The sequence below is a fragment of the Streptomyces sp. NPDC048604 genome (assembly GCF_043199435.1).
In the GTDB taxonomy this organism is placed as follows: Bacteria; Actinomycetota; Actinomycetes; order Streptomycetales; family Streptomycetaceae; genus Streptomyces.
In genome coordinates this window covers 198,020-209,941 of the sequence record NZ_JBICVX010000004.1, presented here as the reverse complement: position 1 = coordinate 209,941, position 11,922 = coordinate 198,020, and the positions used below count along the sequence as shown (strand labels likewise).

Here is an 11,922-nt window from a genome sequence, read left to right as displayed (position 1 = left end):
CCGCCGCCTCGTCTGGTGACAGATCGGAGTCCGTCGCACCCGCACGGAGCCGGTCGGCGCATGCCGTGGATGGAGACGGAAACGGATACGCCTCGTGGCCCGATGCCGAAGCCGTCGTCACGAGTGGGAGCTAGCCTGCCTCGCGTCGAGCCGCACTCGTGCCAGGGGCGGACGCTTGCGCATCCTCGTCGAGCAGGAAGGTTTCGACCTCCCCGAAGTCGGGCGCCTGGAAGGGATGTGCGGTGGGATGCGGTGATGCTGCAGCGGTGCAGGGGGACGCCTCTACCGGAGCGGAGAACGGCGAGGTCAGGTCGATGACAGGGGTCCTCTTCATTGCGGGTCCAAGAACGGATCTGGTGTGCCGTGACCGGGCACGGCGGTCCTACAGCTTGCTCATCTTGGCGTACGGACTCAAGATCCGCTCTTGCGTCGAGCCGAAATCCACGACCGCCGCTATCCCGTCCTCGATGCCGGTGACCCGGCCGAGGCCGTGCACGTCGTGTGTGACCTGGTCGCCTACGGCGAACTGCTTAGGAGGCAGCGTGACCGGGGCTTTGAAGGGGCTGGTGGGCAAAAAGCGCTTCGGTGCACTTGGCTTTGTCATTGCTATCAGTATGCGCCCACGCGTATCCGCTACGGCCGTTCACGTCCGCAGCGCGCGGTAGCTGAGAAGGGTCTCCCCGAAAAGCAACAGCCCCAGGTCAGTGACCTGGGGCTTTGTCATGGAGCGGATGACGGGAATCGAACCCGCGCTATAAGCTTGGGAATCACCCGGCACTTGGGCCGGTGTATGGCGCCTGACCTGCAGAAACGTGTGCTGAAGGTTGCGTCGTGGTTACTTCCGCGCCCCCCTTGGTGACCGCTGTTCACCGCCCCTACTGGCGCGTTGTGGCACGCGCCTCCCGGCGGGAGCGTCGGAATGGATGCCTCTGGGGCGCAGGGTTGAGGGGCGCCGGGGTCAGGCCCAGAAGGCATCGGTCACGACGATCTGGGGCTCGGTGTGTCGGCGTATGAAGGTGTAGACGAGCCAGCCTCGTCCGCCGGCCAGGTCCACGATGTGGGGGCCGCCGGGGCTGGTGGAGGCCAGCGGCCGGACGGTCATCCAATGCGGAAGCGAGGCATCGGCGTCGATTCCCCGGAAGTAGGGGTCGTTGGCAGTGACCAGCTCCGCGCGGGCGCTCATGATCAGGTCCCGGCCTTCGGCGGGCATGCTCTGGAAGTCGTCCTGAGCCTGCTTCGTCCAGTCCATTTGCCAGGATGGCCGGGGTGGTTCGTCGATCACTCGCCCGGCTCCCTCTCGGCGGCTTCGTGGCGAAGACGGCTGTACTCCTCCAGGAGTCGCATGGACTCCTCGGGGTCTTCGGATGTGGCGGCGCGAGCTTCGAGATCGCGCATGTGGGAGTCGAGGACGGGATCTCGCGCTATGGCGTACTGCGTCCACCACAGGCGCATGAAGGCCGGCACCGGTGTGACGCTGAAGGCATTGCCGATGACGCGCTTCCAGTGGGCTTCGAAGTCGGGGAGGAGGTGCGGGGCGTGTTCCTGGATCGCCAGCCGGAGCGCTTGGGGGGTGCGTTCGGGCATGGGCGGCAACCGCCGGGGTTCCCCCTCGTACTCCTCGAAGTGGAGTGCATGGGCGGGCATGGTTCGGGGCTCCTTGGACGGAGGGTCAGGCCGCGTCCTGCCGGGCGTCCTGCCGGGCTTCGTGCGGCTGCTGCTGGCTGGTCATCTGCTCGAACCACTCGGCTGGAACCAAGTAAGCGACGGTCTTCCCTTTTCGGGTGATGGCTGCCGCCTCGCCGGCGATCCGGGTCCGGTCCAGGATCTCGCCCATCCCCTTACGAAGGTCGATGGTCGTGTACGTCTTCGTCTCCATGGGCTCCAGTGTATGGCAACTCTCATAGTTGAGATATGTGCCTGTGGTGCTCGGCGCAACACGGGAGGGTGTGCGGAGCTGGTGCGCGGCATCTGAACGGGAGTTGAGGCACCTGGAAGGGCACAACGGAGGTGAGGGGTCTGGACAACGACAAAGCCCCAGGTCGCTGACCTGGGGCTTTGTCGTGGAGCGGATGACGGGAATCGAACCCGCGCTATAAGCTTGGGAATCACCGCTGCTCAGGCGTTCAAACCGCCTCTGACCTGCGGACAAGTCCCTTGTTCGGGCCTGCCGGGAGGCTCTGCTCGCACCCGTGGTGACCGCTGTTCACCGCCCTGAAGGGCACGGATGGGGCACGCGCCGGCCCCTCGGGGAGTCTGCGGTCATCCGAGCGGGACCGCTGCCCACGGGCCGTCACGAACTCGGCGCTCGACAGAGGCCCGAAGGATCCGCGAGGCGAGGCCAGGCTCGGCGGGCCGGTGCGGCCGGACAGGTGTAGTTCGGCACCTGCCTCCGGCGCTGTCCGCCGGGAGCTCCGCGTCGCCGGATTACATGGGCCTGCGCCTCGGCGCGGGGCGTGCCGGTACCCATCGCGGTCCCGGACCCGACGACTGGAAGAGCACCATGGCACAGCGCTACCTTCGCAACCGCACGGGCCGCAGACCTCTACGTCGTGGGCTCGCCACCGCCGTGCTCGCGGTCGGCATGCTGATGGCTTCGACTGCACCCGGGTACGGCACCGGTACCACCACGCCGGCGCCCGGCCCCCAGTTCACGCCGTTGACGGCGGCGGTGATGACCGAACCGGCTCCGTTCATCGCCACGGACGGCAGGACGCACCTCTCGTACGAACTGCTCACCACGAACGCGCTGCCCAGCAGCTCACGGGTGCGGCTGGACCGTGTCGAGGTCCGGGACGCCCGCACACACCGGGTGGTGGGCTCGCTGAGCGGGCAGGCGCTGGCCGATGCCGCCAACCCGGTGGGCGACCCCCTGCCGGGTGCGGACGGGTACACGCCGGCGCCGCCGGGGCCGACGCCGACCGTGATCCCGGGCTCCCAACAGTGGGTCGTCTGGATCGACCTGGCCCTCGACCGCGACCAGCGGGTGCCCAGGGTCCTTGAGCACCACCTCTCCGGCGCCGTCCTCACCGCCTCGGGCTCCTCCCCGTTCGAGGAGACGGTCCAGATCACCCCGACCGACCGCACCGCGCCGCTGAACCTGGACGCGCCGGTCCGCCCCGGCACCTGGTACTCCAGCGAGTCGTGCTGCGGCAACACCCACCATCGGCGCGGCCTCGGCCCGATCAACGGCCGCTTCTACGTGCCGCAGCGCTTCGCGATCGACTGGTACCGGGTCGGCGAGCAGGGACAGACCTGGGAGGGCGACCCCGCGCGGCTCACCAGCTACCTGAGCTACCGGCAGCCCGTCGTGGCGGCGGCCGGTGGCCGAGTGGTGGAGGTCCAGGACGGGATCCCGGACAACACGCCGCCCGTCACGCCGCCGGTCCCGCCGATCGAGGAGACCGTCGGCAACCACGTCACCGTGGAGGTCGCGCCCGGCCGCTACCTCCTCTACGCGCACCTGAAGCCCGGCTCGCTCAGGGTCCGGGAAGGCGACCACGTCGAACCCGGCCGGGTCCTCGGGCTGATCGGCAACAGTGGCAACTCGACCACGCCGCACCTGCACTTCCAGGTGATGACCACGCCCGAGTTCTTCCCGACCGACAGCCCCCCGTTCACCTTCCGGAAGTTCCGCGTCGTCGGACACGTCGAACCCCGGATCTGGGACGACAACCTGGGCCTGCAGCCCACCGGCGTCCTCCCGATCACGCCCTCGCCGTACGACGGACCCCACCGTGCGCGCTACCCGCTCGACCGCGAGGTGCTGGAGTTCTGACCCCCGGGCCGCCTCCCCCAGTGCACGATGCATGGAGCGGCATGGACGACGACGAAGGCCCTGGTCGCTGACCAGGGCCTTCGTAGAAGAGCGGATGACGGGAATCGAACCCGCGCTATAAGCTTGGGAAGCTCATGTTCTACCATTAAACTACATCCGCGTAACGGTCGGTGATCCGTCCGTAGCGTCACACACTGTACCTCATCCCGGACTCCCGACGTGTCGCGTCGTGGGGTCCTTCGTGTTTTCGGGGTCGACCCCGGTGCGGGCGGGGGAAGTTGGGGCGTAGCGTGGGGGGCGGAGTGCCGGATGGAGTGGCGTCCTGTTTATCCCCTAATGTGGCAGTCTCGTCCATGCTTGTTGGGGAAGGGACTTGATGGGTTCGATGGGTTCGATGGAGCGCACCGTCGTCCGTTGTGCCGAGGGGCACGTGTTCAATACCGCTTCGTTCCCGCTGCAGCAGCTCGGGGCCGGGCGGATCGGGCCCGGGCGGCTCATCCGGTGTCCACGGTGTGCGCGGTTGCGGCACGCCGTGCCGGTCGAGCTTCAGCAGCGCTGAGGGCTGTCGCCGGGTGACGTGAGCCAGGGCGTGGACCGTCTCGAATTGGGACGTCCGCGCCCTCTGCGTATCGTGGGGGCGTGCTTCTCTCAGACAAGGACATCCGGGCCGAGATCGACTCCGGCCGGGTGCGCATCGACCCGTACGACGAATCCATGGTGCAGCCCTCGAGCATCGACGTGCGGCTCGACCGCTTCTTCCGCGTGTTCGAGAACCACCGGTACCCCCACATCGACCCCGCCGTCGAGCAGCTGGACCTCACCCGCGAGGTCGAGCCGGAGGGCGACGAGGCGTTCATCCTGCACCCCGGCGAGTTCGTGCTGGCCTCGACGTACGAGGTCATCACCCTGCCGGACGACATCGCCTCGCGGCTCGAGGGGAAGAGTTCTCTCGGGCGGCTGGGGCTCGTGACCCACTCCACCGCCGGGTTCATCGACCCCGGGTTCTCCGGGCACGTGACGCTGGAGCTGTCGAACCTCGCCACCCTGCCGATCAAGCTCTGGCCGGGCATGAAGATCGGCCAGCTCTGCCTGTTCCGGCTGAGCTCGCCCGCCGAGTTCCCGTACGGCAGCGAGCGCTACGGGTCCCGTTACCAGGGCCAGCGGGGGCCGACCGCCTCCCGCTCGTATCAGAACTTCCATCGGACGCAGGTGTGAGCAGCATGAGTGACGTACGGGAGAACCTGACCTACGAGGGCTTCGGGCGCGCCATCCGCGAGCTGGCCCAGACCATCGCCGACGACGGCTACGAGCCCGACATCGTGCTCTCCATCGCCCGCGGCGGCGTCTTCGTCGCCGGCGGTCTGGCCTACGCCCTGGACTGCAAGAACATCCACCTCGTGAACGTGGAGTTCTACACCGGCGTCGGCACCACGCTCGAGATGCCGGTCATGCTCGCGCCCGTCCCCAACGCGATCGACTTCTCCGACAAGAAGGTCCTGATCGCGGACGACGTCGCCGACACCGGCAAGACGCTCAAGCTGGTCCACGACTTCTGCGTCGACCACGTCGCCGAGGTCCGCTCCGCGGTCATCTACGAGAAGCCGCACTCCCTCGTGAAGTGCGAGTACGTGTGGAAGAAGACCGATGAGTGGATCAACTTCCCGTGGTCCGTCGAGCCGCCCGTGGTCACCCGGGCGGGGCAGGTGCTCGACGCCTGAGGCCGGTACGGAAAGGGGCCCTGCCGGAGTTCTCCGGCGGGGCCCTTTCGCGTGCCCGGGAGGTACGCGGCGCCTCGGCCGTCCTCCTGGCGGAAAAAGGTGCGGGGCGGAGGGCAACCACAGCCTCTCCTCGCGTGTCACACAGGCATCACTACGTTGCACGTGTTTCACCTCGGTCCGGAAGGGACCCCACTCTCTGTGATGACTCGTTCCCGCCTGGCAGCCGCGGCCATGACGGCCGCGCTCGCCACGGCCGGCGGCCTGATCACCGCCGCCCCGGCCTCCGCGGCCGTTTCCTGCGCCTCACCCGTGTGGACGGCGCAGTACTTCGCCAACACCTCGTTCAGCGGTACGCCGAAGCTGACCGCCTGCGACTCGGCCATCGCCGAGAACATGGGCAACGGCGACCCCGCCGGCGTCACCCTGCCCAACGACAACTTCTCCATCCGCTGGTCCCTGACCCGCGACTTCGGCTCCGGCGGACCCTTCACCTTCAACGCCGCCACCCAGGACGGCATGCGCGTCTACGTCGACGGCGTCCGCAAGATCGACCTGTGGAAGAACGTCACCGCCACCGCCCGCAAGACGCTCGACCTCAACATCCCGGCCGGCAAGCACACCATCCGCGTCGACTACGTCGCCTGGACCGGATACGCCTACGCCGGGTTCACCTACGCCCCGCGCACCGCGGCCGGCGTCGACACCGTCAAGCCGCTCGCGCCGACCGGCCTCACCGCCGCGTTCGACCCGTGGACGCTGAAGACCACACTGCGCTGGGCCGCCGGCAAGGAGATGGACCTCGCGGGCTACCGCGTCTACCGCCGGCTGAGCCTCACCCAGTGGGCCAAGGTCAGCGGCACCTCGCTGCTCACCACCCCGACCTTCGTCGACACGCCCCCGGCCACCGGCGAGACGTTCCTCTACGAGGTCCGCGCCGTCGACAAGGCCGGCAACGAATCCACCGGCAGCCTCGACGTCACGGCGAAGACCATCGACCACACGGGCCCGGTGGCCCCGACCGGTCTCACGGTCGTCAACGACGCGTGGCTGGCCTACCTGAACTGGCAGCCCGTCGCCGACGCGGCGAAGTACGAGGTGTACGCCTCCTCCGCTGCCACCGGCCCGTTCGAGTGGCTCGCCACGACGACGACACCGTCCTTCATGGCCGACGGGCCCCCGAACACGACGCGGTACTACCGGGTCCGCGGCATCGACGCGCTCGGCAACGCGGGGGCGTACGCCACGGTCACCGGCGACGGCGTCGACCGCACGCCGCCAGGGGCCCCGACCGGCCTGAGCGCCTACGCCCAACCCGGTTCCACCAAGGTGGGCTGGACGGCGCCCGGCGGCCGCTGGGGCGAGGACTGGGACAACGGCGGGCACTACCGCGTGTACCGCTCGCCCGGCAAGACCTTCGACCCTGCCGCCCGCACCCGGGTGACCTGCGCCGAAGAGGGCAGCCACGAGGCGGCCAACAACGGCGCGTGCGTCGACCTGGACATGCCCGTGAACACGTACGTGACCTACGCCGTGACCGCGGTGGACCCGGACGGCGTCGAGTCGGCGTACTCCGCCCCGCTCGTCGTCCGCACCGGCGACACCGAGGCGCCCGGAGCGGTCACCGGCGTGAAGGTCACCCCGCGCGCCGACGGCATGGTGGTGAGGTGGGCCGCCTCGCCCGAGGACGACATCGACGAGTACGTGGTGTGGAAGGGCGTCCGGCAGGCCGACGGCACGGTCAAGTGGCTCGGCCCCGACAACTGCTGGGACAACCCGAGCGACCCGCTCGCGACCCTCTGCGGCGACCTGCCGGACGGCACGAAGCACGTGTACGCGGTGATCGCCGTGGACCGCTGGGGCAACAAGCTGCACCCGAGCGACCCGAAGGTCACCGTCGTCGAGGCCACCGAGTTGGACGTCCGGCCGTCCGTGACCGTCACCAGGAACTGGAACCTCGGCGCCCTGGGCCACGGCACGACGATCACGACCCGGCCGACCGTCACCTGGCAGTGCACCGACACCGCGGTGTGCGACACGGTCGTCGGCTACCGGGTCAGCCGGTGGAACCCGGCCGCCGGGGAGTACCAGCCGCAGCACGCCGGTCTGCTGGCGGCCGCCACCCGGACGTGGGAGGACGCCACGGCGACGAAGCAGAACACGTACTTCTACACGCTGGAGGCCGTGACGGCCGACGGCACCGTGGTGGGCACGTACCCCTGGTACTCCGTCTTCCGGGACTGGGTCTAGGACGCCGTCCGACCCCGCGCCCGAGCGGCCGCCACCCCCCGGGGAGGCGGCCGCTTCCATATGAACTGGTGTGGGACCGAAGGCAGTTGTCGCGGACGGACGTTCCGTGGCCCGTACAAAAAGATCGGGAGTGAGGGCAACCCTCGGTGTGTCTCGCCGGTCACACAGGCACTAGGACGTTTCACGTGTTTCACGTGTTTCACGCGTGTCCGGAAAGGGCCCTGTCTCTGTGATGACTCGCTCCCGGCTGAGCGCTCTGGCCGCGACGGCCGCGCTCGCCGCCACCGGCGGCCTGATATCCGCCGCCGCCCCGGCCTCCGCGGCCGTTTCCTGTGCGTCCCCCGTGTGGACGGCGCAGTACTTCGCCAACACCTCGTTCAGCGGTACGCCGAAGCTGACCGCCTGCGACTCGGCCATCGCCGAGAACATGGGCAACGGCGACCCCGCCGGCGTCACGCTGCCCAACGACAACTTCTCCATCCGCTGGTCCCTGACCCGCGACTTCGGCTCCGGCGGGCCGTTCACCCTCAACGCCGCCACCCAGGACGGCATGCGCGTCTACGTCGACGGCGTCCGCAAGATCGACCTGTGGAAGAACGTCACCGCCACCGCCCGCAAGACGCTCGACCTCAACATCCCGGCCGGCAAGCACACCATCCGCGTCGACTACGTCGCCTGGACCGGATACGCCTACGCCGGGTTCACCTACGCCCCGCGCACCGCGGCCACCGTCGACACGGTCAAGCCGCTGTACCCGACCGGTCTGACCGCCGCGTACGACAACGCGACCCTGAAGACCACGCTGCGCTGGGCCGCCAACAAGGAGATGGACCTCGCCGGCTACCGCGTCTACCGCCGCCTCGGCCCCACCCAGTGGGCGCCGGTCAGCGGTGCGTCGCCGGTCACCGGCACGTCCTTCGTGGACACGCCGCCGGCCACCGGCCAGACGTACCTCTACGAGGTCCGCGCGGTCGACAGGGCCGGCCGCGAGTCCGCCGGCAGCCTCGACGTCACCGTGGCAAGCGCGGACCGCGTCCCTCCCGGCGTCCCCACCGGCATCACCGTCAAGGCCGACTCGTTCATCAACACCCTGAGATGGCAGGAGGTCCCCGACGCCGTCCGCTACGAGGTCCACGTATCCGCCACGGGCACCGGCCCGTTCACGCTGCTCGGCAGCGCCGGCGGGGCGATGTACGAGGACCGGACCGCGCCGATGAAGAGGTACCGGTACTACCAGGTCCGCGCGTTCGACGAGGCCGGCAACGCGGGCGCCTTCTCCGCCACGGCGGCCGGCGACGGCATCGACCTGACGCCGCCTCAGGCCCCGACCCGCATCAGCGGGGACGCGGACGCCACCACCACGCGGATCTACTGGAACATGCCGGGCACGTTCTTCCAGGACCTCGACAACGGCGGGCAGTTCCGCGTCTGGCGCTCGCCGGGCACCACGTTCGATCCGGACCGGCGCACCCGCGTGACGTGCACGGAGTACTACGTTCAGGGCGCCGACCCGATCGAGGGCCAGTGCGGGGACACCGGCGCGAGCCGGGGCACGAACTACACCTACGCGGTCGACGCTGTCGACGCCGCCGGCAACGAGTCCGAGCTGTCCACCCCGGTCACCGTCCGCTCCGGCGACCGCGTCGCGCCCGGCCCGGTGACCGGCGTGAAGGCCACCCCGCGCAAGGACGGCGTGCTGGTGAGCTGGGACGCCTCGCCCGAGGACGACATCGCGAGTTACGCGGTCTGGACCGGCGTCCGGCAGGACGACGGCACGCTCCAGTTGGTCAACTCCGAGTGCCGGGAGGGGCAGAGCGACCCGCTCGCGGTCCTCTGCGGCGACCTGCCGGACGGCCAGCTCTACGAGTACGTGGTCGTCGCCAAGGACCGCTGGGGCAACGCGCTTCTCCCGGGCGACCCGAAGGTCACCGGCGTCGAGGCCGCCGAGCTCAACCTCCTGCCGTCCATTCCGGTCACCAGCGACTGGCCGTTGGGCGGCGGCCCCGTGGCCCACGACACGGTGACCGGCGGCGGCTACGGGCCCAGTGCCAACTGGAAGTGCGAGAACACCTTCGTGTGCCCCACGGTCACGGGCTACCGGGTGAGCCGGTGGAACCAGACGAGCCAGGCGTACGAGCCCCTGACCAGTGAGCTGCTCCCGGCGGACACGCGCTCCTGGACGGACCACAGCGCGACCAGGGGCGACACGTACTTCTACATGCTGGAGGCCGTGCGGGCCGACGGCAGCGTGGCGGGCTACTACATGTGGTACACCGTCGTCCAGGACCGCGTCTGAGGGACTAGGTTCCGGCGTTCTGGTCCGACCGCATGACCCAAGCGGCCGCCTCCGCCACGGAGGCGGCCGTTTCCACGCCCTCCGGCACCGGCGGGCGGCGGACCACGACGACCGGGATGCCGGCCTCGCGGGCCGCGGCGAGCTTCGGGGCGGTCGCGGCGGCCCCGCTGTCCTTGGTGACGAGGACGTCGACGCGGTGCCGACGCAGCAGCTCGCGCTCACCGTCCAGGGTGAACGGGCCGCGGTCCAGGAGCACTTCGGTGCGGGCCGGCATCGGCGGCTCCGGGGCGTCCACCGACCGTACGAGGAACCACTGCGGGCAGTCCGCGAAGGCGGCGAGGCCCATGCGGCCGGTGGTCAGGAAGACCCTGTCGCCGAGGCCGTCCAGCATGGCCGCCGCCTCCTCCAGCGAGCGGGCCTCGTGCCAGTCGTCGCCCTCGACCGGGACCCAGCCGGGGCGGCGCAGTGCGAGCAGGGGAACATGGGCGGCAGCGGCCGCCCGGGCCGCGTTGAAGCTGATCCGCTCGGCGAAGGGATGCGTGGCGTCGATGACCCGGTCCACCGCGTGCCCGCCGATCCACCGCGCGAGCCCGTCCGGGCCGCCGAACCCGCCGATCCGCACCTCGCCCTCGGGCAGCCGCGGGTTCGCCACCCGGCCGGCGAGCGAGCTGGTAACCCGCGCGTGCGGGTGCAGCAGCCCGGCGAGGGCGCGGGCCTCGGCGGTCCCGCCGAGAATGAGTACGTGCACGGGAGTCCCTTCATGAGTTCAGGCGGCGGGCGCGACGCCCAACTCAAGCACACCGGTCTGCGGCCGGGCTGGACGACGGGGGCGTGCGCGACGGCGGCGACGACCGCCGCGTACACGGCGCTGCTCGCCGGGGACTTCCCGGACCCGGTGACGATCACGCTGCCGAAGGGGGGAACACCGTCGTTCGCACTGGCGGCGGAGTCCCTGGCGGGCGGCGCGGCCATGGCCGGCATCGTCAAGGACGCCGGCGACGACCCGGACGTGACGCACGGGGCGCTGGTCCGGGCGACGGTACGGCTGCTGCCGCCCGGGGCCGGGGTGGTGTTCAAGGCCGGTCCGGGCGTGGGCACGGTGACGCTGCCGGGGCTGCCGCTTGAGGTGGGCGAGCCGGCGATCAACCCGGTGCCGCGGCAGATGATGCGGGAGCATGTGGCGCGGGTGGCCGCCGCGCACGGCGGCACGGGCGACGTGGAGATCACGGTCTCCGTCGACCACGGCGAGGAGCTGGCGCGTTCCACGTGGAACCCGCGGATCGGGATCCTCGGCGGCCTGTCCATCCTCGGCACGACCGGGATCGTCGTCCCCTACTCCTGCTCGGCCTGGATCGACTCCATCCGGCGGGGCGTCGACGTGGCGCGGGCCGGCGGCCTCACCCACGTCGCCGGCTGCACGGGCTCCACGTCCGAGCGGACGGTGACGGAGCTGTACGAGCTTCCGGAGATCGCGCTGCTCGACATGGGCGATTTCGCGGGCGCGGTCCTCAAGTACGTCCGGCAGCACCCGGTGGACCGGCTCACCCTGTGCGGCGGCTTCGCGAAGCTGTCCAAGCTCGCCGCCGGGCATCTGGACCTGCACTCGGCCCGTTCCCAGGTCGACAAGCCCTTCCTGGCGGACCTGGCCCGTGCGGCGGGCGCGTCCGAGCCCCTGGCCGCCGAGATCGCAGGCGCCAACACGGGCCTGGCCGCCCTCCGCCTCTGCGAGGCGGCCGGCGTCCCCCTCGGCGACGCGGTCGCGGCCCGCGCCCGCGACGAGGCCCTGGCGGTCCTGCGCGGCGCCCCGGTCACGGTCGACGTGGTCTGCATCGACCGCGCGGGGACAGTGGTGGGCCGCTCCGCCCCTAAGGGGCCGTAGCCGCCGC

11 protein-coding genes and 1 tRNA gene are annotated in these 11,922 nt (G+C 70.4%); 6 read left to right on the top strand and 6 right to left on the bottom strand.

The features are described from left to right. Positions 1–382: 382 nt before the first annotated feature. From ACGFMM_RS10275 to ACGFMM_RS10260, 4 genes are all read right to left on the bottom strand, one after another. On the bottom strand, positions 383–604 hold the full coding sequence (locus tag ACGFMM_RS10275; protein WP_393645045.1) for a hypothetical protein: 222 nt from the start codon (positions 602–604) through the stop codon (positions 383–385). Between the two features lie 354 nt (positions 605–958). Then, on the bottom strand, positions 959–1,282 hold the full coding sequence (locus ACGFMM_RS10270; RefSeq protein WP_393645043.1) for a hypothetical protein: 324 nt from the start codon (positions 1,280–1,282) through the stop codon (positions 959–961). Then, complete coding sequence (locus ACGFMM_RS10265; RefSeq protein WP_393645041.1) at positions 1,279–1,644, bottom strand: DUF6247 family protein; 366 nt, start codon at positions 1,642–1,644, stop codon at positions 1,279–1,281. Before ACGFMM_RS10265 ends, ACGFMM_RS10270 begins: the two co-directional genes overlap by 4 nt. A gap of 25 nt (positions 1,645–1,669) precedes the next feature. After that, positions 1,670–1,876, bottom strand: coding sequence for a type II toxin-antitoxin system Phd/YefM family antitoxin (locus tag ACGFMM_RS10260; protein ID WP_393645039.1), 207 nt, complete (start codon positions 1,874–1,876; stop codon positions 1,670–1,672). A 624-nt stretch (positions 1,877–2,500) separates the two neighbouring features. Here ACGFMM_RS10260 and ACGFMM_RS10255 point away from each other — a divergent pair. Beyond that, positions 2,501–3,775: a M23 family metallopeptidase gene (locus ACGFMM_RS10255; protein ID WP_393645038.1), complete on the top strand. Its 1,275-nt coding sequence runs from the start codon at positions 2,501–2,503 to the stop codon at positions 3,773–3,775. A gap of 89 nt (positions 3,776–3,864) precedes the next feature. Here the strand turns inward: ACGFMM_RS10255 and ACGFMM_RS10250 are convergent. Then, a tRNA-Gly gene (locus tag ACGFMM_RS10250) sits at positions 3,865–3,935 on the bottom strand. A 479-nt stretch (positions 3,936–4,414) separates the two neighbouring features. On the opposite strand from ACGFMM_RS10250, the gene dcd reads away from it, so the two are divergent. The 4 genes from dcd to ACGFMM_RS10230 all read left to right on the top strand — a co-directional run bounded on the left by dcd (position 4,415) and on the right by ACGFMM_RS10230 (position 10,036). Further along, positions 4,415–4,990: a dCTP deaminase gene (dcd, locus tag ACGFMM_RS10245; protein ID WP_393645036.1), complete on the top strand. Its 576-nt coding sequence runs from the start codon at positions 4,415–4,417 to the stop codon at positions 4,988–4,990. A gap of 5 nt (positions 4,991–4,995) precedes the next feature. Beyond that, positions 4,996–5,493, top strand: a complete 498-nt coding sequence (locus tag ACGFMM_RS10240; RefSeq protein WP_393645034.1) for a phosphoribosyltransferase — start codon at positions 4,996–4,998, stop codon at positions 5,491–5,493. A 201-nt stretch (positions 5,494–5,694) separates the two neighbouring features. Next, the gene (locus ACGFMM_RS10235; RefSeq protein ID WP_393645033.1) at positions 5,695–7,740 is read left to right on the top strand and encodes a PA14 domain-containing protein; all 2,046 of its coding nucleotides are present in this window, start codon (positions 5,695–5,697) and stop codon (positions 7,738–7,740) included. A gap of 232 nt (positions 7,741–7,972) precedes the next feature. Continuing rightward, positions 7,973–10,036: a fibronectin type III domain-containing protein gene (locus ACGFMM_RS10230; protein WP_393645031.1), complete on the top strand. Its 2,064-nt coding sequence runs from the start codon at positions 7,973–7,975 to the stop codon at positions 10,034–10,036. Between the two features lie 4 nt (positions 10,037–10,040). On the opposite strand, the gene ACGFMM_RS10225 is transcribed toward ACGFMM_RS10230, so the two are convergent. Beyond that, positions 10,041–10,784 (bottom strand): cobalt-precorrin-6A reductase, encoded by a 744-nt coding sequence (locus ACGFMM_RS10225; protein WP_393645030.1) that lies wholly within the window; start codon positions 10,782–10,784, stop codon positions 10,041–10,043. Between the two features lie 12 nt (positions 10,785–10,796). On the opposite strand from ACGFMM_RS10225, the gene ACGFMM_RS10220 reads away from it, so the two are divergent. Further along, on the top strand, positions 10,797–11,915 hold the full coding sequence (locus tag ACGFMM_RS10220; protein WP_393645028.1) for a cobalt-precorrin-5B (C(1))-methyltransferase: 1,119 nt from the start codon (positions 10,797–10,799) through the stop codon (positions 11,913–11,915). The last annotated feature ends 7 nt before the right edge of the window (positions 11,916–11,922 follow it).

Excerpts from the sequence above, each read along its gene's own strand:
- ACGFMM_RS10275 (WP_393645045.1), bottom strand. The coding sequence starts at position 604 with ATGACAAAGCCAAGTGCACCGAAGCGCTTTTTGCCCACCAGCCCCTTC.
- ACGFMM_RS10265 (WP_393645041.1), bottom strand. The coding sequence starts at position 1,644 with ATGCCCGCCCATGCACTCCACTTCGAGGAGTACGAGGGGGAACCCCGG.
- ACGFMM_RS10260 (WP_393645039.1), bottom strand. The coding sequence starts at position 1,876 with ATGGAGACGAAGACGTACACGACCATCGACCTTCGTAAGGGGATGGGC.
- ACGFMM_RS10255 (WP_393645038.1), top strand. The coding sequence starts at position 2,501 with ATGGCACAGCGCTACCTTCGCAACCGCACGGGCCGCAGACCTCTACGT.
- ACGFMM_RS10240 (WP_393645034.1), top strand. The coding sequence starts at position 4,996 with ATGAGTGACGTACGGGAGAACCTGACCTACGAGGGCTTCGGGCGCGCC.
- ACGFMM_RS10235 (WP_393645033.1), top strand. The coding sequence starts at position 5,695 with ATGACTCGTTCCCGCCTGGCAGCCGCGGCCATGACGGCCGCGCTCGCC.
- ACGFMM_RS10230 (WP_393645031.1), top strand. The coding sequence starts at position 7,973 with ATGACTCGCTCCCGGCTGAGCGCTCTGGCCGCGACGGCCGCGCTCGCC.
- ACGFMM_RS10220 (WP_393645028.1), top strand. The coding sequence starts at position 10,797 with ATGAGTTCAGGCGGCGGGCGCGACGCCCAACTCAAGCACACCGGTCTG.